At 65.8% G+C, this 23,854-nt stretch carries 19 protein-coding genes and 1 tRNA gene; 16 read left to right on the top strand and 4 right to left on the bottom strand.

Annotated features, from left to right (window positions below; genetic code table 11):
• The first annotated feature begins 282 nt into the window (after positions 1 to 282).
• The 12 genes from folP (at position 283) to AC5P9L_RS13820 (ending at position 12,128) form a co-directional block, all read left to right on the top strand.
• A complete protein-coding gene (gene folP / locus AC5P9L_RS13875) occupies positions 283 to 1,179 on the top strand; it encodes a dihydropteroate synthase (protein ID WP_012479732.1) in 897 nt (298 codons plus the stop codon).
• Complete coding sequence (gene miaA / locus AC5P9L_RS13870) at positions 1,179 to 2,132, top strand: tRNA (adenosine(37)-N6)-dimethylallyltransferase MiaA (protein WP_012479733.1); 954 nt, start codon at positions 1,179 to 1,181, stop codon at positions 2,130 to 2,132. Before folP ends, miaA begins: the two co-directional genes overlap by 1 nt.
• 96 nt (positions 2,133 to 2,228) lie before the next feature.
• On the top strand, positions 2,229 to 2,504 hold the full coding sequence (hfq, locus tag AC5P9L_RS13865; protein WP_004152891.1) for an RNA chaperone Hfq: 276 nt from the start codon (positions 2,229 to 2,231) through the stop codon (positions 2,502 to 2,504).
• A gap of 14 nt (positions 2,505 to 2,518) precedes the next feature.
• Positions 2,519 to 3,829, top strand: coding sequence for a ribosome rescue GTPase HflX (gene hflX, locus AC5P9L_RS13860; protein ID WP_005412934.1), 1,311 nt, complete (start codon positions 2,519 to 2,521; stop codon positions 3,827 to 3,829).
• 120 nt (positions 3,830 to 3,949) lie between these two features.
• On the top strand, positions 3,950 to 4,444 hold the full coding sequence (locus tag AC5P9L_RS13855) for a CinA family protein (protein WP_044571262.1): 495 nt from the start codon (positions 3,950 to 3,952) through the stop codon (positions 4,442 to 4,444).
• A 34-nt stretch (positions 4,445 to 4,478) separates the two neighbouring features.
• A complete protein-coding gene (gene ubiB, locus AC5P9L_RS13850; RefSeq protein WP_012479735.1) occupies positions 4,479 to 6,161 on the top strand; it encodes a 2-polyprenylphenol 6-hydroxylase in 1,683 nt (560 codons plus the stop codon).
• A 207-nt stretch (positions 6,162 to 6,368) separates the two neighbouring features.
• Positions 6,369 to 7,004 carry a transcriptional repressor LexA gene (gene lexA, locus AC5P9L_RS13845; RefSeq protein WP_060380453.1) on the top strand — a complete coding sequence of 212 codons (636 nt, stop codon included), beginning with the start codon at positions 6,369 to 6,371 and terminating at the stop codon, positions 7,002 to 7,004.
• A gap of 204 nt (positions 7,005 to 7,208) precedes the next feature.
• A complete protein-coding gene (recA, locus tag AC5P9L_RS13840; protein WP_005412937.1) occupies positions 7,209 to 8,246 on the top strand; it encodes a recombinase RecA in 1,038 nt (345 codons plus the stop codon).
• Positions 8,247 to 8,356: 110 nt separating this feature from the next.
• Positions 8,357 to 8,848, top strand: a complete 492-nt coding sequence (gene recX / locus AC5P9L_RS13835) for a recombination regulator RecX (protein ID WP_005409024.1) — start codon at positions 8,357 to 8,359, stop codon at positions 8,846 to 8,848.
• 109 nt (positions 8,849 to 8,957) lie between these two features.
• Positions 8,958 to 11,606 (top strand): alanine--tRNA ligase, encoded by a 2,649-nt coding sequence (gene alaS / locus AC5P9L_RS13830; RefSeq protein ID WP_005412938.1) that lies wholly within the window; start codon positions 8,958 to 8,960, stop codon positions 11,604 to 11,606.
• A 147-nt stretch (positions 11,607 to 11,753) separates the two neighbouring features.
• Positions 11,754 to 11,957 (top strand): carbon storage regulator CsrA, encoded by a 204-nt coding sequence (gene csrA, locus AC5P9L_RS13825; RefSeq protein WP_004152909.1) that lies wholly within the window; start codon positions 11,754 to 11,756, stop codon positions 11,955 to 11,957.
• A 78-nt stretch (positions 11,958 to 12,035) separates the two neighbouring features.
• Positions 12,036 to 12,128, top strand: a tRNA-Ser gene (locus AC5P9L_RS13820).
• 74 nt (positions 12,129 to 12,202) lie between these two features.
• Here AC5P9L_RS13820 and AC5P9L_RS13815 read toward each other — a convergent pair.
• Both AC5P9L_RS13815 and AC5P9L_RS13810 read right to left on the bottom strand, forming a co-directional pair.
• The gene (locus tag AC5P9L_RS13815) at positions 12,203 to 12,664 is read right to left on the bottom strand and encodes a DUF4189 domain-containing protein (RefSeq protein WP_088436846.1); all 462 of its coding nucleotides are present in this window, start codon (positions 12,662 to 12,664) and stop codon (positions 12,203 to 12,205) included.
• 117 nt (positions 12,665 to 12,781) lie between these two features.
• Positions 12,782 to 15,112, bottom strand: coding sequence for a TonB-dependent receptor domain-containing protein (locus AC5P9L_RS13810; protein ID WP_262101990.1), 2,331 nt, complete (start codon positions 15,110 to 15,112; stop codon positions 12,782 to 12,784).
• A 226-nt stretch (positions 15,113 to 15,338) separates the two neighbouring features.
• Between AC5P9L_RS13810 and AC5P9L_RS13805 the strand changes: the two genes are divergently transcribed.
• Positions 15,339 to 15,821, top strand: a complete 483-nt coding sequence (locus AC5P9L_RS13805; RefSeq protein ID WP_033834139.1) for a hypothetical protein — start codon at positions 15,339 to 15,341, stop codon at positions 15,819 to 15,821.
• A gap of 58 nt (positions 15,822 to 15,879) precedes the next feature.
• On the opposite strand, the gene aceE is transcribed toward AC5P9L_RS13805, so the two are convergent.
• Both aceE and AC5P9L_RS13795 read right to left on the bottom strand, forming a co-directional pair.
• A complete protein-coding gene (gene aceE, locus AC5P9L_RS13800) occupies positions 15,880 to 18,552 on the bottom strand; it encodes a pyruvate dehydrogenase (acetyl-transferring), homodimeric type (protein WP_262101991.1) in 2,673 nt (890 codons plus the stop codon).
• A gap of 245 nt (positions 18,553 to 18,797) precedes the next feature.
• Positions 18,798 to 19,196 carry a hypothetical protein gene (locus AC5P9L_RS13795; protein ID WP_087803283.1) on the bottom strand — a complete coding sequence of 133 codons (399 nt, stop codon included), beginning with the start codon at positions 19,194 to 19,196 and terminating at the stop codon, positions 18,798 to 18,800.
• Positions 19,197 to 19,234: 38 nt separating this feature from the next.
• Here AC5P9L_RS13795 and AC5P9L_RS13790 point away from each other — a divergent pair, with 38 nt between their 5' ends.
• The 3 genes from AC5P9L_RS13790 (at position 19,235) to AC5P9L_RS13780 (ending at position 23,844) form a co-directional block, all read left to right on the top strand.
• Positions 19,235 to 19,750, top strand: coding sequence for an RNA polymerase sigma factor (locus AC5P9L_RS13790; protein ID WP_005409031.1), 516 nt, complete (start codon positions 19,235 to 19,237; stop codon positions 19,748 to 19,750).
• A complete protein-coding gene (locus AC5P9L_RS13785; protein WP_262101992.1) occupies positions 19,747 to 20,769 on the top strand; it encodes a FecR family protein in 1,023 nt (340 codons plus the stop codon). The genes AC5P9L_RS13790 and AC5P9L_RS13785 overlap by 4 nt, the downstream gene beginning before the upstream one ends.
• 141 nt (positions 20,770 to 20,910) lie before the next feature.
• Positions 20,911 to 23,844 carry a TonB-dependent receptor gene (locus tag AC5P9L_RS13780; protein ID WP_262101993.1) on the top strand — a complete coding sequence of 978 codons (2,934 nt, stop codon included), beginning with the start codon at positions 20,911 to 20,913 and terminating at the stop codon, positions 23,842 to 23,844.
• The last annotated feature ends 10 nt before the right edge of the window (positions 23,845 to 23,854 follow it).

Here is a 23,854-nt window from a genome sequence, read left to right as displayed (position 1 = left end):
GTGCGCGACGCTGAAAACGGGCTGGTCCCTGCCTAAGGCCAGCCAGGGCGCAAGACCAAAGGCTGCCGGCCAGCGGCCGGCACTACCGTGCCCGTCTCATGGAGGGGCCAAGTCCCTCCATCAACACAGTTGCTACATGGACGTATTTACGGCGTCCCCCGCAACTGGACCCACCCCGCCATCCCACAGGAAACCCGCTGTTGCTGTTGCTCTGGCCTCTGCGGGTGCAGGGCGCCGCCCTGCCGAACTAAACTACCCGCCGTTGTCCCTGCAGGATTGCCCATGTTCGATACCTCGCCCCAGCTCGATTGCGCCGGCCGCATCCTGCGCCTCGACCGTGCCCGGGTCATGGGCATCGTCAACGTCACCCCGGACTCGTTCTCCGATGGCGGCGCGCACGACACCACCGAGGCTGCGGTCGCCCATGGCCTGAAGCTGGTCGAGGAGGGCGCGGACCTGCTGGACATCGGCGGCGAATCGACCCGGCCGGGCGCTGCGCCGGTATCGGTGGAGGAGGAACTGCGCCGGGTGATTCCGGTGATCGAGCAGCTGGCCGCACGCACCCGGGTGCCGATCAGCATCGACACCTTCAAGCCGGAAGTGATGCGCGCGGCCGTGGCGGCTGGCGCTGGCATGATCAATGACATCTACGGACTGCGTCAGGAAGGGGCGCTGGACGCCGCCGCTGCAACCGGCGTGCCGGTGGTGCTGATGCACATGCAGGGCGAGCCAGGCCACATGCAGGCCGATCCACATTACGACGACGTGGTCGCCGAGGTGCACGGCTTCCTGGTCCAGCGCCTGTTCGCTGCCGAGATGGCGGGCTTTGCGAAGAAGAACCTGTTGATCGATCTCGGTTTCGGTTTCGGCAAAACCACCGCCCACAACATGACCCTGCTGGCACGCTCCGAGCGGTTCCTGGAGCTGGGCGTGCCGATGCTGGCTGGCCTGTCGCGCAAGCGCAGCCTGGGCGAACTGACCGGTCGCGACACGCCGTCCGAGCGCGTGGCCGCCTCGGTGGCCGCGCACCTGATCGCGGTGCAGCGTGGCGCACGCATCGTGCGCGTGCATGACGTGGCCGCCACCGTTGATGCATTGAAGATCTGGCAGGCAGTCGAGGCCGTGCCAACGCCGCGCGCCGACGCCACGCCGACGATCCGCTGGCCGGACGAAGACTGATGGGCATCGACCGGCGGCCACTGGCGATCGCCGTGATGGGGCCGACCGCCAGTGGCAAGACCGCCACCGCGATCGCCCTGGCGAAGCAGCTGGATGGCGAGATCGTCAGCGTCGATTCGGCGCTGGTCTACCGGCATCTGGATATCGGCTCGGCCAAGCCGGATGCGGCCGAGCGGGCGCAGGCGCCGCACCATCTGCTGGACCTGCGCGATCCGTGGCAGACCTATTCGGCGGCCGAGTTCGCCGCCGATGCCGGCCGCGTCGTGGCCGACATCGTGGCACGCGGCAAAACGCCGATCCTGGCAGGTGGCACGGGGCTGTACTTCCGGGCCCTGCTGCAGGGCCTGTCGCCGATGCCGGAGGCCGACCCGGTGATGCGCGAAGCACTCAGCACCGAGGCGGCCGAGCGGGGCTGGGCGGCACTGCACGCAGAACTGGCCAAGGTCGATCCAGCCGCAGCCGCACGTATCCATGCCACCGACCCGCAACGCATCCAGCGGGCGCTGGAGGTCTATCGCCTCACCGGCACGCCGATCAGTGAATGGCAGCGCCGGCCGGGCGTCGCGCCATTGCCGGTGCGCACCCTCAAGCTGATCCTCGCCCCGCGTGACCGCGCGGTACTGCACCAGCGCATCGAGGCGCGCTTCGACGCCATGCTGGCGCAGGGCTTCCTGGACGAGGTGCGGGCACTGCGTGCAATGCCGGAAATGGCCGCCGTGACGGCGCCGCTGGACCTGCCGGCGGTGCGCGCGGTTGGCTATCGCCAGGCCTGGGAATACCTGGACGGGGAGGGTGATGCCGCCCGTTTCCGTGACAAGGCAATCTTCGCCACCCGGCAGCTGGCCAAGCGCCAGCTGACCTGGCTGCGCGGCGAGCTTGATGCGCGCTGGTTCGACCCCCATGTCGATGGGGAGCGCCTGGCCGGCGCGGTGTCGACCTTCGTCGCACGCTGAACCCCCGCCAGCCGTGTAACATCATCGGTCGGCGGGCGGCTCGGGGGCCGTGGCAACCGTCGGCAACCCAATAAGAACAATAATCAGGAGTGTGCAATGTCCAAGGGGCAATCGCTGCAGGATCCTTTCTTGAACGCACTGCGGCGCGAACGCGTGCCGGTTTCGGTGTACCTGGTCAACGGCATCAAGCTGCAGGGCACGATCGAGTCGTTCGACCAGTTCGTGGTCCTGCTGCGCAACACGGTCAGTCAGATGGTCTACAAGCACGCCATTTCCACGGTCGTTCCGGCACGCAACGTGAAGGTCGGTCCGGGCGGTGGTTACGTGCAGTCGGGTGAAGGTGGTCAGGCAGGTGATGAAGCAGACGAGTAATACCGGAGCGGTGAATGTTTGACCGCTCGAAAAAGGGCGAACACGCCCTGTTGATCCAGCCCCATTTCGGCAAGCTGGAAGACGATGTGCTGGAAGAATTCGGTGATCTGGCCCGCTCGGCTGGGGCCAGCATCGCCGCGACGATCACTGCGCGCCTGGACCGACCGAATCCGTCGACCCTGATCGGCAGCGGCAAGCTGGACGAGATCAAGGCCGCGGCCGACGCCAGCGGTGCCGACCTGATCCTGGTCAACCATGCGTTGAGCCCGGGCCAGGAGCGCAACCTGGAACGGTTCCTGGAGCGCCGGGTGATCGACCGTACCGGCCTGATCCTGGATATCTTCGCCCAGCGTGCGCACAGCCACGAGGGCAAGCTGCAGGTCGAGCTGGCGCAGCTGCGTCACCTGGCCACGCGGTTGGTGCGCGGCTGGACCCACCTGGAGCGCCAGCGCGGTGGTTCGATCGGTCTGCGCGGCCCGGGTGAAACCCAGCTGGAAACCGACCGCCGCCTGCTGCAGAAGCGGGTCGAACAGCTGCAGAAACGCCTGGAAAAGGTGGAAGTGCAGCGCACCCAGATGCGCCGTGCACGCGTGCGCAGCGAACTGCCGCGCGTGGCCCTGGTGGGCTACACCAACGCCGGCAAGTCGACCCTGTTCAACGCCATGACCGGCGCCGAGGCCTATGCCGCCGACCAGCTGTTTGCAACGCTGGATCCGACCGTGCGCCGCATTGCGGTGCCGGGTGGCAACGTGGTCCTGGCCGACACCGTCGGCTTCGTCCGCGACCTGCCACATGACCTGGTTGCGGCGTTCCGCTCGACCCTGTCCGAGGCGCGCGAGGCGGATTTCCTGCTGCACGTGGTCGACGCCGCCGATCCGCACCGCGAGGAGCGCATCGCACAGGTCGACGAGGTACTGACCGCAGTCGGTGCCGGTGACCTGCCGCAGTTGCTGGTGTTCAACAAGATCGACCGCATCGACGGTGCCGACGTCCGCCACGACGGCCAGGATGGCATCCCGGACGAATCGCGCCGCGAGCGGGTGTGGATTTCCGCACGCGACGGGCAGGGCCTGGAGCTGCTGCAGGCGGTGCTGGGCAAGCGGCTGGGCCTGCAGCACGTCACCGGCGAACTGCGCCTGCCACCCGATGCCGGCCGCCTGCGCGCGCGCCTGCACCAGCTGGAAGTGATCCGCAGCGAGCAGGCCGATGAAGACGGCTGGCTGCTGCAGGTCGACCTGCCGATCGCCGAAGCCGAAAAGCTGGCTGCCAGTGCCGACGGCGCGCCGATCCGGGCGCTGCTGCCGGAGAAGCTGCCGGAGTGGTGAGGTAGCGGCCAATCCCCGGTAGTGCCGGCCGCTGGCCGGCAACCACCGTGCTGGAGGGGCGCGACATCCGCCTGTCATCTGCGGTACAACGTGCAGGTTCTTCACCCCACCGTCATGCCGATGTCCATCCCCACCGACGCCGACCTCAACGCCCAGTCCGCCGCGCTCGGGCAGCGCCTGCAGCAGGCTTCGCTGCAGCTGGTGAGCGCTGAAAGCTGCAGTGGTGGCTGGATCGCCAAGTGCATGACCGATATCGCCGGTTCCTCGGCGTTCTTCGACTGCGGCATGGTGGTCTACAGCTACGAAGCCAAGCAGCGCCTGCTGGGCGTGCGCGCGCAGACCCTGGAGCAGTTCGGCGCGGTCAGCCGCGAAACCGTGCTGGAAATGGTGTCCGGTGCGCTGGTCAATTCGGGTGCCGGCATCGCCGTCGCGGTGACGGGCATCGCCGGTCCCGGCGGCGGCAGCCCGGACAAGCCGGTCGGCAGCGTCTGGATTGGCTGGAAGCGCCGGGGCGGCTATGCCCGCGCCGAGCTGTTCCAGTTCGATGGCGACCGCGAAGCCATCCGCCGGCAAACCGTGGCGGCGGCATTGCGCGGTATCGACGCCCAGCTGTGACATGCTGCTCCGGTAATCGTCCGGAGCACGCATGATGTGGGAAACGCTGGGCACGGTCCGTGACCTGGGCCGACTGCAGGAAATTGCCGTCGTCCTGATCCGCTATGGCTTCGGCGACGTGGTGCGGCGCATCGGCCTGGCCAGCACATTGGAGCGGGCAGGGCGCCTTCTGCACTGGAACGAGGAGCGGCAGGAACTGCTGCGGATGACCGCACCGGTGCGCGTGCGCAGCGCGATGCAGGATCTCGGTCCCACTTTCGTCAAGCTCGGGCAGGTGCTGGCGACGCGCGTTGACCTGCTGCCGCCGGAATGGATCGCTGAGCTGTCCGAACTGCAGAACGCGGTACCTGCGCTGCCGTATGCGGACATCCGTGAGCAGCTCGAGGCCGACCTTGGCGCACCGCCTGCAGAGGTGTTCGCGTTCCTCGATGAAACCCCGATGGCTGCCGCCTCGCTGGCGCAGGCCCATCGCGCGCGCCTGCATGATGGTCGCGAGGTGGTGCTGAAGGTGCGGCGCCCCGGCATCCGCGATGTGGTCGAGGCCGACCTGCGTCTGCTGGCCCGCCTGGCCGAGATCGTTGAAGCGCGACTGCCGGACCTGCGTCGTTACCGCCCGGCCGAAGTCGTGCAGCAGTTCACCGTGTCGCTGCGCCGCGAGCTGGATTTCGCTGCCGAATGCCGCAATGCCGAGCGCATCGCGCGCAACTTCAGCGGCCGTGACGACATACTGATTCCGAAGGTGCACTGGCAGTGGACCTGCGAGAGCCTGAACGTGCAGGACTTCGTCGACGGCATTCCTGGCCGAGACCTGGCCGGCGTCGATGCGGCGGGCCTGGACCGGCGCGAGCTGGCACGGCGTGGCGCCGGCATCGTGCTGAAGATGGTGCTGGAGGACGGCAGCTTCCACGCCGACCCGCACCCCGGCAACATCATCTACCTGCGTGACGGCCGCATCGGCGTGATCGATTTCGGCATGGTCGGCGCCTTGTCGGAAGTGCGGCGTTTCCAGGTGGCTCAGTTGCTGCACGGGCTGGTCGAGCAGGACCCGCAGGGCGTGGCCGACGTACTGCTGGACTGGGCCGGCGGTGTTGAGGTGGACGAGAACCGGCTGCAGCACGACATCAGCCAGTTCGTAGATCAATACCGTGGTGTGCCGCTGAAGGACCTGCGCATCGGCCTGATGCTGGGTGACATCACCCAGCTGCTGCGCAGCTACAGCCTGACCCTGCCGGCTGACCTGGCGCTGATGATCAAGGCGTTCCTGACCCTGGAAGGCATGGGCCGGCAGCTGGACCCGGATTTCGACATGGCCAGTGCCGCGCGCCCGTTCCTGGAGCGGGTGGTGCTGCAGCGCTATGCGCCCAAGGCGCTGCTCAAGCGCGGCCGCCGCAGCCTGCTGGGCCTGGTCGACTTCGCCGGTGAGCTTCCCCGCGACCTGCGCAAGCTGGTGCAGGCGGCGCGCCGGGGACGCCTGCAGTTGAAGGTGGAAACCACGGCGCTGCAGGGCTTCGGCGAACAGGTGAACCGCGCAGCGAACCGGTTGGTGATGGGCATCGTCACTGCTGCGCTGATCATCGGTTCCTCGATCGTGATGCACAGCGTCGGCGGCGTCTCCAGCCGCTGGCTGCTGGCGCTGGGCGTCTGCGGCTTCATCGGCGCCGGCTTCTGCGGCGTGTGGATCCTGTTCTCGATATGGAGAAGCGGTAAACACACGTGAGTGTGTTTACCGCAGCGGTTCCCAACGGGAACCGCGGAATCGCTGCGCGATTCCTGTAGAGCCGACCGCTGGTCGGCTGCCTTTGCTCCTGGTGCTGGGCCATACCCGGCGACGCTTGCCGAGCATGCCTCGGCCCAACAGGCCCGCACCACTCCATGTCGTTTGCGGCACTTGCAGTCCCGGATATTAGTAGTAATACTACTAAACATGGACCTGACCGACACCCAGCAGGCGATCCTGCAGTTGATCGCCGAGCGTATCGAGAGCGAAGGCGCGCCGCCCTCGCAGACTGAAATCGCACGTGCGTTCGGCTTCAAGGGCGTGCGCGCGGCCCAGTACCACCTGGAAGCCCTGGAGCAGGCCGGTGCGATCCGTCGCATCCCGGGCCAGGCCCGCGGCATCCGCCTGGTGCAGGCGCCGCCGGTCGAGAAGCTGGCCGAGCCGGACCTGCCCGACAGTGTGCTGCGCCTGCCGGTGCTCGGCCGGGTTGCGGCGGGCCTCCCGATCGGCGCCGACATCGGCTCGGACGATTTCGTGGTGCTGGACCGGGTGTTCTTCTCGCCAGCGCCGGACTACCTGCTGAAGGTGCAGGGCGATTCGATGATCGACGAGGGCATCTTCGACGGTGACCTGATCGGCGTGCATCGTACCCGCGACGCCCATTCCGGGCAGATCGTGGTGGCCCGCATCGATGACGAGATCACGGTCAAGCTGCTGAAGATCGCCAAGGATCGTATCCGCCTGCTGCCGCGCAACCCCGACTACAAGCCGATCGAGGTGCTGCCGGATCAGGACTTCGCGATCGAGGGCCTCTATTGCGGCCTGCTGCGGCCCAACCGTTGACCCGTTCCATAGCGCATTACCCCGCGGTCTTTTGTGGCGATTCTCTGGTTCCACTGAGGTTGGTACGGATGTCCGATAATTCTTTTCAGAGCGCCGGGCAGAATCTCAGCCTGTGCGATACGTCCGACTTAAAGTGAACCCATGGCAAAGAAGACCCCCAAAGACAGCACCTCCAACGACACGACCTCTGCAAGGACCAATCCGATGGACGAGAACAAGAAGCGCGCCCTCGCTGCAGCTCTGGGCCAGATCGAAAAGCAGTTCGGCAAGGGCTCGGTGATGCGCATGGGCGACCGCGTGGTCGAACCCGTCGAAGCCATCCCGACCGGTTCGCTGATGCTCGACATCGCGCTGGGCATTGGTGGTCTGCCGAAGGGCCGTGTCGTCGAGATCTACGGGCCGGAATCCTCGGGCAAGACCACCTTGACCCTGCAGGCCATCGCCGAATGCCAGAAGATGGGCGGCACCGCGGCCTTCATCGACGCCGAGCACGCGCTGGACCCGATCTACGCCGCCAAGCTGGGCGTGAACGTGGACGACCTGCTGCTGTCGCAGCCGGACACCGGTGAGCAGGCGCTGGAAATCGCCGACATGCTGGTCCGTTCGGGTTCGGTCGACATCCTGGTGATCGACTCGGTTGCCGCGCTGACCCCGAAGGCCGAAATCGAAGGCGAGATGGGCGACCAGCTGCCAGGCCTTCAGGCCCGCCTGATGAGCCAGGCGCTGCGCAAGCTGACCGGCAACATCAAGCGCTCCAACACCCTGGTGATCTTCATCAACCAGCTGCGCATGAAGATCGGCGTGATGATGCCGGGCCAGAGCCCGGAAACCACCACGGGTGGCAACGCGCTGAAGTTCTACGCCTCGGTCCGCCTGGACATCCGCCGTATCGGCGCGATCAAGAAGGGTGACGAGATCATCGGTAACCAGACCAAGATCAAGGTCGTCAAGAACAAGCTGGCACCTCCGTTCAAGCAGGTCATCACCGAGATCCTGTATGGCGAAGGCATCAGCCGTGAAGGCGAGCTGATCGACATGGGTGTGGATGCCAAGCTGGTCGAGAAGGCTGGCGCCTGGTACAGCTACGGTGAAGAACGCATTGGCCAGGGCAAGGACAACGCCCGCGGCTACCTGCGCGACAACCCGACTGTCGCCGCCAAGCTCGAGGCCGAGCTGCGCGAGAAATTCCAGCCGGCCGAAGCGGCCCGCGAGGAAGGCGACGACGAAGGCGAAGACGAATAAGGCTTGCTGTGGGGCAGGGTGGCGCCGTCAGTGACGTTGCCCTGTCCCGCAGGTTCGAATCGCCCAGGGATGGGCTGGGCGCCACGGATGGCGCCACCCTTGGAGTACCCATGTCCGACGCCGAAGACATTCCGACCGGCCGCAAGCGCCGGCCGCGTGAGCAGACCCCCGTGCAACGGGCACTGGGCCTGCTGGTCCGCCGCGAGCACTCGCGCAAGGAACTCACCCGCAAGCTGACCGCCCGTGGCATCGAAGACGAAGCCGCGCAGGCCGCTGTCGCCAAGTTGACCGAGGCCGGCTGGCAGGACGACACCCGTTTTGCCGAGAACCTGGTGAGGATGCGCGCCAACACCGGTTATGGGCCGATCCATGTCCGCGCCGAGCTGGGGACCCACGGCCTGGACAGTGCCGCGATTGCCGCAGCGATGGACAGCTACGAAGGCGACTGGCAGGAAAACGCCCGTGATCTGGTCCGCCGACGCTTTGGCGAGGCCGGCCCGCAGGACCTGACACAGCGGCGCAAGGCTGCCGATCTGCTGGCCCGGCGGGGCTTCGACGGCGACAGCATCCGCCGCGCGACCCGCTACGACCCGGATGACTGAGACTGGCGGCGCCGGGCCTGATACCCTTTAGGTTTTCGGCGGTCCCTCGCGACCCTGGCCAACGCGGCCGGTGGTCCGGGTCCGCCGGCCCGCAGACTGCCAGCCCCCAATGAACGCATCCGCCAAATTCACGACTTCCCAGATCCGCAGCGACTTCCTTGAATTCTTCAAGGGCAAAGGCCACACCATCGTGCCGTCGGCGCCGCTGGTGCCGGGCAATGATCCGACCCTGCTGTTCACCAACTCCGGCATGGTGCAGTTCAAGGACGTGTTCCTTGGCGCGGAAAAGCGCAGCTACGTGCGCGCGGCCGACGTCCAGCGCTGCCTGCGCGCGGGCGGCAAGCACAACGACCTCGACCAGGTCGGCTACACCGCGCGCCACCACACTTTCTTCGAAATGCTGGGCAACTGGTCGTTCGGCGACTACTTCAAGAAGGACGCGATCGCCTGGGCCTGGGAACTGCTGACCCAGGTCTGGAAGCTGCCGGCCGAACGCCTGCTGGTCACCGTCTACCAGACCGATGACGAAGCCTACGCGCTGTGGCGCGACATGGTCGGCGTGCCGGAAGAGCGCATCGTGCGCATCGGCGACAACAAAGGCGCGCCGTTCGCCTCGGACAACTTCTGGCAGATGGCCGACACCGGCCCGTGCGGCCCGTGCACCGAGATCTTCTACGACCACGGTGACCATATCGCCGGTGGCCCCCCGGGTTCCCCGGATGAAGACGGCGACCGCTTCATCGAAATCTGGAACCTGGTGTTCATGCAGTTCGACCGCCAGCCCGACGGCACCCTGGTACCACTGCCGGCGCCGTGCGTGGATACCGGCATGGGCCTGGAGCGCCTGGCGGCGATCCTGCAGCACGTGCACACCAACTATGAGATCGACCTGTTCCAGGCGCTGATCCGCAAGGCCTCCGAGCTGACCGGCACCGCCGACCTGGAAAACAAGTCGCTGCGCGTGATCGCCGACCACATCCGTGCCTGTTCGTTCCTGATCGTCGATGGCGTGCTGCCGTCCAACGAAGGCCGCGGTTACGTGCTGCGCCGTATCATCCGCCGCGCACTGCGCCACGGCTGGATGCTGGGCGTGCGCCAGCCGTTCTTCAGCAAGCTGGTGCCGACCCTGGTCGAGCAGATGGGCGAAGCCTATCCGGAACTGCCGGCTGCGGTGGACACCGTCACCCGTGCGCTGCAGGCCGAAGAAGAGCGTTTCGCCGAAACCCTCGACGCCGGCATGAAGATCTTCGAGGACGTGGCGGGCAAGGCCAGCAATGGCGTGATCCCGGGCGTTGACGCCTTCCGCCTGTACGACACCTATGGTTTCCCGCTCGACCTGACCCAGGACATCGCCCGCGAGCGCGACCTGACCGTCGACATTGCCGGCTTCGATGCCGCGATGGAGCAGCAGCGCGAGACCGCGCGCGCGGCCGGCAAGTTCGGTGGTGGCGTGACCCTGCCCGCCGAGCTGGTGGCGACCCTGAGCCCGACCCTGTTCCTGGGCTACGACCGCCTGCAGGCTGACGGCCTGACCGTGCTGGCCCTGCTCAAGGACGGCCGTCCGGTGCAGTCGGCCGATGCCGGTGACGCAGTCATCGTCATCACCAACCAGACCCCGTTCTACGCCGAGTCCGGCGGCCAGGTCGGTGACACCGGCGTACTGACCGGCAACGGCGTGCGCCTGGCGGTGGACGACACCCAGAAGTTCGCCGGCCAGTTCCATGGCCATGTCGGCACCCTGTCCGAAGGCGGCCTGAAGGTCGGCGACGTGCTCTCCGGCCAGGTCGATGGCGAGCGCCGTGGCGCCACCATCCTCAACCACTCGGCCACCCACCTGCTGCACGCCGCCCTGCGCGAAGTGCTGGGCAGCCACGTGCAGCAGAAGGGCTCGCTGGTCGCTCCGGACCGCCTGCGTTTCGACTTCTCGCACTTCCAGCCGATCAGCGCGGAAGAGCTTGCCGTGATCGAGCGCAAGGTCAACCAGCAGGTGCGCGCCAACAACGCCGCTGAAGTACACAACATGGGCATGCAGGAGGCGCTGGATTTCGGCGCGATGGCCCTGTTCGGCGAGAAGTACGGCGAGCACGTGCGCGTGTTGAAGATGGGTGACTACTCCACCGAACTGTGCGGTGGTACCCACGTCAACCGTACCGGCGACATCGGCCTGTTCAAGATCACCTCCGAGGGCGGCGTCTCCGCGGGCGTGCGCCGCATCGAGGCTGTTACCGGCCAGGGTGCGCTGGATTACGTGGACGCCGAAGAGGCCCGCCTGGCCGAGGCCGCTGAACTGCTCGGTGGCAGCGCTGCCGACGTGGTCGAGAAGATCCGTGCCCTCGGCCAGCGCCAGAAGCAGCTGGAGCGCGAACTGGAGGCCGTGAAGGCCAAGGTCGCCGCCGGTGCCACGGCCGATCTGTCCGGCCAGGCCGTCGAGGTTGCTGGCGTGAAGGTACTGGCTGCCCGCCTGGAGGGCTTCGACGCCAAGGCCCTGCGTGACGCCATGGACCGCCTGAAGCAGCAGCTGGGCGACGCGGTGATCGTGCTGGCCGGCGCCCAGGACGGCAAGGCCGCCCTGGTCGCGGGTGTGAACGGCAGTGCAATGGGCAAGGTCAAGGCCGGGGAACTGTTGTCCCATATCGCCAGTCAGATCGGGGGCAAGGGCGGCGGACGCCCGGACCTCGCCCAGGGTGGTGGCGAGGACGGGCCCGCCCTTGCCACTGCGCTGGCTGCAGTCGTCGAATGGGTCAGCCCCCGCCTGTGATGAACCTGGCCGTCCCCCTCCTTGTAGGAGCGGGACGGCTGACGGTACCATTGCGAATCTTTTCCCTTTGTCGTGGTAGCGCTTCTTGACGGAGCGTCAAGCCGGTGGGGGATACCCTTCCACACGGTTCCATGGAGACTTACAAAAATGTTGATCCTGACTCGCCGCGTCGGCGAAACCCTGATGATCGGAGACTCGGTGAGCGTCACCGTGCTTGGCGTCAAGGGTAACCAGGTGCGTATCGGCATCACCGCGCCGAAGGACGTTGCTGTGCATCGCGAAGAGATCTATCAGCGCATCCAGCGCGGTGACGAAGCCGGTGGCACCGGTAGCGAAAATTCTGCCGAATAACGCTTTACCTTCGCACTCGATTAACGTTATGATTCACGCCCCGCTGAGGTGCAACGCACCAGACGCGGAGAAAACCCCGGAGTGATGCCCGAGTGGCCGAAGGGGCTCCCCTGCTAAGGGAGTATAGGGTCAAAAGCTCTATCGAGGGTTCGAATCCCTCTCACTCCGCCAGATACAAAGAAGCGCCTGCAGATCCTCGATCTGCAGGCGTTTTTCTTTATCCGACACTCGCAGCGTGGAGCTGACTATCCTGGCTGATTGGTGCGGGAGGCAGGCGTTGGCATGGGCGCGGGTGTCGTCGCCGGTGCCGGAGCGGGTGTACCCGGCAGCTGTGGCGGTTCAATGTGACGAGGTGGAATTTCCCGCCACAGCAACGCGAGCGTGCAGTCGTTGGCACGTTCCCTGCACATTCTTTCGGCCTTCCGCTGCGCGGCGTCCGCCGTCTTCTCGCCCAGTGCAAAGCCCAACGCAATCGTGCCGGTCGCTATGGCCGAATAGCCTTCGCTGGTGGTGCTGGCGGACTGACCGCAATTGCGCGATCGCGCTGCGCAGTAGTGCAGCGACTGCTGCATCGCAGTGGTGAGGGAAGACTGGTTCATCGAATAGCCGTAGCGGCCATCCTTGTCGTAGGTGATCGCAGACGCAGCACTTGCGGCTGATGAAACGGACAACAACAGCGCCAGTGAAACCGCATGCTTCCAGTTCATCACGCTCTCCTCTTTTGCCGATGGTGAATCAACCGGCGCGTGTGGCGCAACCACGCAGGGGGGGGGAGAACGCCTGCAGGCCATTTGCCCGCAGGCGCGTATCGACGCGTTCGATCCTCAGAGCTTCACCGTCACGCCCACCTGGAAACCGCGCCCGGGCAGCGGCGCGATGTACTTCAGCGGCGAGTTGTGCGGCCGTGCTTCTTGATTGAGCAGGTTGCTGCCGTTGGCGAACACCTCCATGCCGGCGATGTAGCTGTTGCGTACCGGCAGCTCACGGCTGACCTGCAGGTCGACCAGGTTGAATGCATCCAGCGGCACTTCCTCGCTCACGTTGCGGCCGAGGTACTTCTGCGTGTCGTAGTAGGTGCTGGACAGCCGCGCCTTCCAGCCCTCGCGCTGCCACTGCAGGGTGGCACCGTAGCGGTTGGTCGGCATGTTCGGCAGGTACTCGCCGTCATTGTGGGCATGCAACGAATCGGGGCGGTCGGCCTTGTTCTTCACCAGGTCGGCGAAGGCGGACACGTTCAACGTGCCGTAGCGACCCAGGTCCAATGCCTGCGAGGCATCGATCTCGAAGCCCTTCACCGTGGTGTCGGCCTGCTTCCAGTACTTCAGCGGCAGGCGGTTGGCGGTCTGCATGCCCGAGTAACCCAGGTACAGATAGTTCTCGTACTTCATCCGGTACGCGGTGGCCGACAGTTCGAAACCACCAAGGTGGAACAGGCCGGTCAGTTCCAGGTTCTTCGCGCGTTCCGGCTCGAGGTTCTGGTTGCCTTCTTCCTGGGTCATCACCGAATAGTGAGCATTGCTCGCATACAACTCGTTGATCTCCGGTGCGCGCTGCGAAGACGAGTAGCGCACCTTGGCGGCGAACAACGGACCGAGCTCGACATACGATCCCAGGCTGTAGCTGTTGAGCCGGTAGTCGCGGTCCTGCAGTTTCGCGTTGGCGGCATTGCGCGCGGTCTTGAAGCGGCTTGGTTGCAGGTCATGGTCAACGCGCTCGTGGCGCACGCCAGCGTCGAAACTGGCCCAGCCGAAGTCCAGCGTCTCCTTCAGGAACACCGCGTTGCTGCGGGTGTCGACGTCAGGCAGGTAGCGCAGCGAGCCACTGCCGGTGACATCACGCGACTGGTGGCTGAAACCCAGCATGCCGCTGAGCGGACCGACGCGCTGATGGCTGAGCAGCAGCTCGGCCTGGGTGCTCTCGAAATCGTAGTCGTTGGCGCGGGTGGCACCCAGCCGCTCGCCCGAGGTGTTGTCCAGCTTGGAAACGCGCAGTTCGGCGCGCTCGAACCACGGCAGCGGATCGCGCAGCAGGGCTTCCAGTGCATAGCGTTCCTGCTTGATCACCACCCCCACCGGCAGCCCGTTGGCATAGTTGGAACCGAACGACAGGTTCTGCATCGAGAACCCCGGCACGCCGTACTCGCTGTCCTTGGCATCGATGCTGATACCCACGTAACCACGGTCGAAGAACAGGGTCGACCCGAGCGCCACCTGCGAATTTCTCGCGTAGCTGTTGCCCAACCGGTGATGGTAATCGGGCGTCACGTCGTTGTTGATCTGCTTCTGCACGTACGACGGCGTGCCAGCGACATAGGCAGGATTGACCGGATTGATGTAGGTGCGGCGCTGCCAGACCGAAGTCGGATTGTTGGTGTAGAAGGAGAAATCGCCGTCGGCCCAGTCCGGGTTTTCGGTCATGAACTGGTCGATGTAGGGCTGCGACGCCTTGTTGTAGATCTGCTGCACGCGCGCTTCCTTCTGGCAGCTGTCGGCCAGCGCAGAGTTCACGCCACCGGTCGGCGGGAACAGGCGCGTGTTGCAGACACTGGCCTTGCTGTTGCCGGGGATGTCGTAGTGCGAGATGCGCTGACGCGAGACCTGCAGGTTGGTCGAGAAGTTGCGCTGGTTGTTGAAGTTCATGCGGAAGCCCTGCGCGTCGGCGGCGTTGAAGCCCTTGCGCAGGACCAGTTCCATCGACTGGTCCTTGTCTTCCATGCGGCGCGAGATCAGGCCCGAATCGATCTCCACGCTGCCGCCGATCGCATTGCCGCCGTAGCGCACGGTGTCGGAAGACTTGTTGACGGTGACACTGCGTACGAACAGCGGATCGAACGGGATGTTGATGTCGCCGCTGATCGCGTTCATCCCGAGGATGGACTGGCCGTCCTGCAGGATCTGCACGCGGTTGCCGCTGAGGCTGCGGATGACCGGGGCACCCGCGTTCGGCCCGAAAGCACTGTTCTGCACGCCGGAGACGTGTTCGAGCAGGCCGCCCAGGGTGCGGTTCTGCGCCTGTGGATTGTCGACGGTGACCCGGCTGTCGATACGGGAGGGCTGGCTGGCCTGGACCTGGAGGGTGGGGAGGGTGGGTTCGTCCGCGGCCTGGGCGCTGTGGACGGCGAACAGAAGGGCGGTAGCAAGGAGATGGCGACGCATGGCACGGTCCGTGAAATTGACGTGAAATGTTATAACGTAACTATTCAGGTCAACAAGAGCGGAAACCGCCTCGATTCAATGGGGCAGGGTGCTTTTGCCTCTCGGGATGGGACGGAGTCTCCCTCGTTCAGCGCACCGCCTTGCGCGTGCTGCTGGCGACCGGCACGATCTGGGCACTGCCCCGCAACGCCCCACGCAGAGCTTCCTCATTCGAACGGAGCCCCGTATGAAGCTGTTGTCCGCTGTGTTGTTGTCTGCGCTTTCGCTCTCCGCCGTTCCGGCGCTGGCGGTGGAAGCTTCGCCCTCACCGCTGCTGGGGCGCTGGTCGCTGGATATCGCCACGTCTGCGTTACCCGAAGCACAGCGCCCGAAGCAGGTGGTGCTGGAGTTCAAGGACGCCGGTGCGGGGCGGTGGAGTTCACACGTTGACATCGTCCTGCACGACGGCAAGACGATGAAATCCGACGGCACGTTGGCGCTGGACGGTACGCCCGGGCCCTTGTCCGGCACCTACGGCGCGGACAAGGCCAACCTGAAACTGCCGGCGCCGAATACCCTGGTGATGCAGCTGGTGGACCATGGCACGCCGGCCTCCACCCGCATCTATACCGTGGCGGCGGACCGTACGACGATGACCGAGACCAAGGCGTTCTACGGCCACGACGGCACGCCGATCCTGCAGACCAACCTGTTCAAGCGGATACCGTAGCGGCGCCGCCTGCGCCATGCCCACGGGGAGGGAATCCGCGGGCATGGCACCGGCAGCCTTACACCGAGGCCGGGTCGCGCTTGCCGGTGTCGATGCCGTACTTGTCGATGGCCTCCTGCATCCGCGAGCGCTCGATGCGGCCTTCGTCGGCCAGCGACTTCAGGGCGGCCAGCACGATGAAGTGGCGATCCACTTCGAAGAACGTGCGCAGCGACTCACGCGTGTCGGAACGGCCGAAGCCATCGGTACCGAGTGCGATGAAGCGGCGGTCGTTGATGAAGGGACGGATCTGGTCGCCGACGATCTTCATGTAGTCGGTGGCCACCACCACCGGGCCATCATGGCCCTGCAGGCACTCCTGCACGTAGGGTACGCGCGGTTCCTCAGCCGGGTGCAGCAGGTTCCAGCGTTCGGCGGCCAGGCCATCGCGGCGCAGTTCGGTCAGGCTGGTCGCGCTCCACACATCGCTGGCGATGCCGAAGTCCTGCTGCAGCAGTTCTGCCGCAGCTTCCACCTCGCGCAGGATCGAGCCTGCGCCCATCAGCTGCACGCGTGGATGCGAGGCGGCATCGGCGGCTGCCGGACGCTGCAGGTAGAGGCCCTTCAGGATGCCGGCCTCGGCGCCTTCGGGCAGTGCCGGCTGCGGGTAGTTCTCGTTGAGTACGGTGATGTAGTAGTAGATGTCTTCCTGGTCGACATACATGCGGCGCAGGCCGTCATGGATGATCACCGCCAGCTCGTAGTTGTAGGTCGGGTCGTAGGACACGCAGCTGGGAATCACCGACGACAGCACGTGGCTGTGGCCGTCATCGTGCTGCAGGCCTTCGCCCATCAGCGTGGTGCGGCCCGACGTGGCACCGAGCAGGAAACCGCGGGTACGCGCATCGGCAGCGGCCCAGGCCAGGTCTCCGACGCGCTGCAGGCCGAACATCGAATAGAAGATGTAGAACGGGATCGTGGCCAGGCCGTGGTTGCTGTAGGCGGTACCGGCGGCGATCCACGAACAGATCGCACCGGATTCATTGATGCCTTCCTGCAGGATCTGGCCGTCCTTGGCTTCCTTGTAATAGCTCAGCTGGCCGGCGTCCTGCGGGGTGTACAGCTGGCCCAGGTAGGAGTGGATGCCGATCTGGCGGAACAGGCCTTCCATGCCGAAGGTGCGCGATTCATCGGGCACGATCGGAATGACCAGCTTGCCCAGCTCCGGGTCCTTCAGCAGGCTGGTGAGGATGCGCACGAAGCCCATGGTGGTGGACTGACCGCGATCGCCGCTGCCCTGCAGCTGGGTGTTGAAGATCGACAGCGGCGGCAGCGGCAGCGGATCGACCTTGGCCAGGCGCGCCGGCAGCTGCCCGCCCTGGATGCGGCGGCGCTCGGCGAAGTAGGCCGCTTCGGCGCTGCCCGGTTCCGGGCGCAGATAGGGCATCTCCTCCAGCTGGTCGTCGCTGACCGGCAGGTTGAAGCGGTCGCGAAAAGCGCGCACCGCGTCGGCGCTCATCTTCTTCAGCTGGTGGTTGATGTTCTGGCCTTCGCCGGCTTCGCCCATACCGAAACCCTTGACCGTCTTGGCCAGGATCACCGTCGGCCGGCCGCTGGTGTTCACCGCCTGCTGGTAGGCGGCGTACACCTTCTGCGGATCGTGGCCACCACGTGCCAGCGCCCAGATGTCGTCGTCGCTCATGTGCGCGACCAGCTCCAGCAGCTCCGGGTAGCGGCCGAAGAAATGCTCGCGCACGTAGGCGCCGCTCTGCGACTTGAAGGTCTGGTAGTCGCCGTCCACGCATTCCATCATGCGCTGGCGCAGCAGGCCGCTGTGGTCGCGGGCCAGCAGGTCGTCCCAGCCACTGCCCCAGATCAGCTTGATCACGTTCCATCCGGCCGCGCGGAAGGTGCCTTCCAGTTCCTGGATGACCTTGGCGTTGCCGCGTACCGGACCGTCCAGGCGCTGCAGGTTGCAGTTGACCACGAACACGATGTTGTCCAGCCGCTCGCGGCCGGCCAGGGAAATTGCCGCCAGCGATTCGGGCTGGTCCATCTCGCCGTCGCCGAGGAAGGCCCAGACCTTGCGGCCCTGGTGTTCTTTCAGGCCGCGGTATTCCAGGTAACGCATGTAGCGCGCCTGGTAGGCGGCGGTCAGCGGGCCCAGCCCCATCGACACGGTGGGGAACTGCCAGAACTCCGGCATCAATCGCGGGTGCGGATACGAGGACAGGCCTTCGCGACCGGCTTCGCGGCGGAAGTTGTCCATGCGCGCTGGATCGATGCGGCCTTCCACGTACGCGCGGCCGTAGATCCCCGGCGCGGAGTGGCCCTGGATGTAGATCATGTCGCCGTCGAAGGTGTCAGTACGGCCACGGAAGAAATGATCGAAGCCCACGTCGTACAGCACAGCCGCCGACTGGTAGGTGGCGATGTGGCCGCCGACGTTGGAGTGCTTGCCGGCACGCAGCACCATCACCATCGCGTTCCAGCGGATCATCGCGTTCAGGCGGCGCTCGATGGCCAGGTCACCCGGGTAGGCCGGCTGGCGCTCGGGCGGGATGGTGTTGACGTAGGCGGTCCAGGCACGGGTATGCAGGTCGCCGTGCTGCCGGGCGTCCAGATCGCTGAGCTGGTCGATCAGGTAGTGCGCGCGCGGCCGGCCGCCGGCCTGCATCACCGCCTCCAGCGATTCACGCCACTCCTGGGTTTCCAGTGGATCGGTATCGAAGGGAATGAGGGCTTGGTTCATGGCTGTCTCCAGAGGGCGCCGGTCGGACGTCTGCCTGGGCGACAACACCGGCAGGGCGCACGGCACTGGAGCGGGGTCGCAACGGCGGGCGCCGTGACGCGAAGGGCGACCGTGGCGGCCACCGAGAAGACAAGCGTAGGCCTGCCCCCCACGCTTCGGTAGGCGGGCGGGGCTTGGGTCTCTGGCAAGCAAGGGTTGGTGCCGCGCGCCGTATCATGGGCCGATGCGCTGGGCGCGGCCGCTGATCAGGCCGGGGACAGCCCCGGCAGGAACACCGGGATGATCGCCACGCCGATGCCCAGCAGGCACCAGGCGACGATGGGCAACCAGCGCGCCAGGCGTTGGGCGGGTTCCGGCGCACGACGGCCGCCGATCCACAACAGCAGCGTGAGCACACCCAGCGCATAGGCGAGGACGACGATCACCGGATGCACATGGATGACCCGGCTGGGTGGCCACATCTGCTGCTGGTAGGCGGTGGTGTGGGCGACCAGCAGCAGGAACAGCAGGCTGCTGAGGGTGTTGATGGCGGTGCGTGCGTTGATGGGAGCACTCCTTGTGCGGGCTGCCGGGACATTGCAGGGGCCGCATTCTAGCGGCTGCCTGCCGGTCGTTGAAACGCCACTGTCATCGATGGCGGTCACCCTGCGGGGCTTTCCAGCCTCGGGGTGGTTGGCCGGCCGTGAACAGCGTGAGGATCTGGGAGAAGAGCTACGAACTGCGGCGCCGGCTGCTGCGTGGCTTCTTCCTGCGTCGCGGTTCGGCCAGCGAGGATGCCGAAGACCTGGCGCAGGAGGTCTACCTGCGCCTGCTGCGCAGCACCGGCGAGGATGCCGATGCGGTCGAGAACCCGGAAGCCTACCTGTTCACCGTGGCGGCCAACCTGGCGCGCGAGCATGCGCGCGCGCGGTCGTCGCTGCCGCCGCTGGAAGACGTCGACCTGCTGGCCGAAGTGCTGAAAAGCGAAGAAGACATCGAAGGTGAATTCGAGCGTGCGCAGCGCTGGAACGATATCCGCAGCACCATCGCACGACTGCCGGCGACCACGCGGCGGGTGATGGAGCTGCACTACCGCGACGGGCTGGACTGCCCGCGAATCAGCCAGCAGCTGCAGGTGTCGGTGCACATGGTGCGCAAGCACATCGGCAAGGGGCTGGAGGCCTGCAGGAAGGCGCTGGGCGCCAGGGAGCTCACATGAACCGGACCTCATCGCCCGTGGCCGACGACACGATCGCCTGCGAGGCCATGGACTGGTTCCTGCGCAATCGCGAGGGGCCATTGGATGAGGCCGGGCGCCTCGCGTTCCTGGACTGGATGAAGCGCTCGCCGGAGCACGTGCGCGCCTACATGCACGCCCTTGCCTTGCACCGGCAGGTGGGCGAGGCGCTGCAATCGCCGTTGCCTGACGACGCGGCGGTTCCACCGCGGCAGGTCGCCGCCAAGGTGGTGCCGCTGTTCGGTAGCGTGCACGCGCCGCCGCGCGCTGTGCCGCGTCGCGGTCGTGCGCGCTGGTGGGTGGCGGCTGCCGCAGCCTGTATCACCCTGCTCGGCGTGGGCCTGGTTCCGCAGGTGATGCCCACCTGGCAGCTTTACAGTGCCGGACAGGGTGAACTTCGCGACCTGGTGCTGCCCGACCAGACCCAGGTGCGGCTCAACGCGGACAGCCGCCTGCGCGTACGCATGGGCTGGTTCAGCCGCAAGGTGGAGCTGCTGCAGGGTGAGGCCACATTCGACATCGCCCGCGACCGCCGTCCGTTCGAGGTGGCGGTGAACGGCCTGGAGATCCGCGACATCGGCACGGTGTTCGATGTATCGCGACGGCTGCAGAGCACGCGCATCGGCGTTGTCTCCGGCGAGGTGGAGGTATGGAGCCAGGGTGCGGACCCCCGGCGTCTTGCGCAACTGGGCGAAGGCCGGGTGGTGCAGGTCGACGCGCGCAGCCATGCGGTCGAGTCATTGGACCTGCCATTGTCGATGCTGCTGGACTGGCAGCAGCGCAAGGTGTCCTTCCTGGATGAACGGCTGGACGAGGTGGCGGCGGCCTTCAACCGGCACAACCAGGTGCAGGTACGCGTGCTGGACGAAGGTGCGGCATCGGCACGGTTGTCCGGCAGCCTCGATGCGCATCGCATCGGTGCGCTGGAGGCCTTCCTCGAACGCGACCCGCGCTTCGTGGTGAGGCGCGAAGGCGACACCGTGCGGGTTGGCAGCCGCTGAGGCCCGTGCGGTCGTGGACTGTCAGAAAAAATTCATCGAATCCGCGTTCTCCACTTCGGTGGATGCCGGCTCTTACTTGGGAGAAGCCGCTGCCGATCCGCGCAGGGGCACCTGCTGCCTTCTCTCTTCCAAGGACCCGTGATGCGCAACACGCTCTACCTGTCGATCATCCTCGCCCTGTCCCCCTGCAGCGTGCCGCTGGCCTTCGCCGCCGGTGCCGATGGCCTGGAGGCGCGTATATCCACGCCGATCGCGGCGCAGCCGTTGGCGCGTGCGCTGGAGCAGCTGTCGCGCGGTTCCGGGGTGCAGTTCCTGTACTCGGCCGGCGGTGATGCCCGCATGGCCGGTGCGGTGCCGCGCGGTGCCACCGTCAGGCAGGCGCTGGACGCGCTGCTGGCCGGTACCGGCCTGGGGTACACCGTGGTGGATGGCAATGTCATCGCCATCGATCCGGCGCCAGCTCGCAACCAACCGAAGCCGGCCGCGCCGAAGCCGCGCGAGGCCGAGGCAATGGTGGCGCCGACCCTGGACACGGTGAAGGTGATTGCCGCACATGAGGTCATCGACCAGAAGAAGTCGTCGCCGGTGATCAAGGATTCGGTGGTGTATGACGAGATGGACAGCTACGGCGACGAGACCCTGGCCGAGAGCCTGATGGCCGCTCCAGGGCTGAGTGCGGTGGAGGATGCCGGCGAGCCACGTTACGTGACCGTGCGCGGCGTGCAGGCCAACCTCAACTACACCACCATCGATGGCATCGCGATTGCCAGCGTGGGGGGCAGTGGCTCCGGCGAGCGCATGAACAACCTGCAGCTGATTCCCAGCGACATCGGCACCCGTACCGACATCTACAAGAGCTTCAGTGCCGAGCAGGCACCGGATGCGATCGGCGGCGTGATCGACATCATCAGCCGCAGTGCCTTCGACCGGTCAGGCAAGTACGTGTTTGCCGATGTGGCAGGCATCTACTCCACCGCCGAGACCAACGTCGAGCGCAGCGCAGGCGGCAACCACGAGACCCTGGGTCACTTCGGCAAGAGCGCCAAGATGGTGTTCTCCAACCAGTTTGGTGTCGACCAGGAGTTCGGCATCGTTGCGGTGGCACGCTACGAGCAGCGTTCGCGCAACAGCGTCAAGCGCTGGGTGGAGTCGAACTACTACTACAACGACGCTGGCAAATACCTTACCGACGGTACCACGGGCCCGGACCAGGCCAAGGGCTGGAACGGGCTGCGTGCGCCTGGCAACTTCAGCACTGGCACCTATACCAACTTCATCACCAACTTCGGTGGCTCCGCCAAGCTTGAGTGGAAGCCGTCGGATGATCCGTTCTACGCATCGCTGCTGGTGTATTCGTACCGGTTCTACGAGAACTCGACGATGAACAAGACGGATCTGTACGGCAACGCCAAGTTTCCGGTCCGCAACCAGACCGAAGACAGCGGCACCACCCAGATCAACAGCATCTACATCAAGAACCGCCACGACCGCTGGGACCGCAGCAACCGTGGCGCCATCGCCAGCTTCAACTGGGACATGGGTGACCGTTCGCGGCTGACCCTGCGCGGTGGCCATACCGAAGAGACCTTCCACAACAGCCAGGTCTACTGGGGGGTACGCGCCTACCCGAGCAACCTGTTCGTCGACTACGAGAACGACAGCCACGGATTCCCCAACGCGGTGGCCGTTTCCGATTCCAGCCTGCTGACCAGTTCCGCATTCAAGCTCAATCCGGCGCAGGCCTACGTCTCCCCGCGCGATGCCAAGGAGAGCATCGACAACCTGCGCGCCGACTTCAGCTACAACATCGACGCCGATGCGAGAGGTTTCGGCCTGGCCGCCGGCGCCGAGTACCGCCACCTGAAGATCTGGCAGGACATCGACTTCGACTATTTCAAGAGCAGTGCCACGCTCAACGACTACCTGTATCCGGGTTCGACGCTGCTGGGCAGCGTGCCGGGCTTCCCGCTGATCGACAACCGCAAGTGGAACGAGCAACTGCTGCCGAAACTGGGCAACAACAATGCGGCGTATCCGAATGCCAACTTCACCAGTGACTACAAGTACGTGGAGGACATCACCAATGCCTATGTGTCCGCGCACTACGCCTGGGACCGGCTGCTGCTGATCGGCGGCCTGCGCTACGACCACACCCGCTTCGATGCCTACAGTCCGTTCAGCGATGATGGCGGCACCACCTATACCTCCGCCTTCCGCAATACGAGTGGTGGCTACAACAACCTGCTGCCCTCGTTGAATGCGACGTTCAAGCTCACCGAGGACCAGCGCCTGCGCTTCTCCGCCAGCCGCACGCTGGGCCGGCCGACGCCGAGCAACATCGCCCAGGCCACCAGCACCAGCTGTGGCGATGACGAGGAGGGCAGGGGCTTCTGCAGCATCAAGCAGGGCAATGCCGACCTGCAGCCGCGCCGTTCCACCAACATCGACCTGGCGTGGGACCTGTATTTCAACGGCAACAACGGCCTGGTCTCGGTGGCGCTGTTCGACAAGGTGATCAAGGACGACATCTACACCCTGACCACCTTCGAGAACGTGGGTGATACCCGCTACCGGGTGACCCAGCCGATGAACACCGATGAGTCCAAGCTGCGCGGTGTCGAGTTCGCGGTGGCCAACCGCAACCTGCAGTGGGGCCGCCAGCGCTTCGACATGTACTTCAACGCCACGCGGCTGGAAGGCCAGACCAACTACCGCATCAGTGATGGCACCGAGCGCCGCCTGGACCGGCTGCTGTACCAGCCGGACTGGTCGCTCAACGGTTCGGTGATCTGGCGCATGCCGTGGAAGAGCGCGCAACTGCGCCTGTCCGGCACCTACCGCAGCCGGATGCTGGTCGACTTCGGCGACACCCGGTGGCTGGATTCGTACTACGACCCGTACATGACCTTCAACATGGGCTTCAGCCACAAGGTCAGCAAGCACGTGACGCTGAAGTACGAGGCCAAGAACCTGTTCAACACCCAGCCGACCTACAGCACCGGCCCGAACGGGCGCTTCCGTACCGAGATCGACGACTACGGCCGCTTCTTCTACTTCCACATCATCTACAACTGAGGGCACAGCC

The sequence above is a fragment of the Stenotrophomonas sp. YJH_SMC_64 genome (assembly GCF_059371375.1).
The sequence above is the reverse complement of the archived record's forward strand: the minus strand, read 5'-3'. Positions and strand labels throughout refer to the sequence as shown.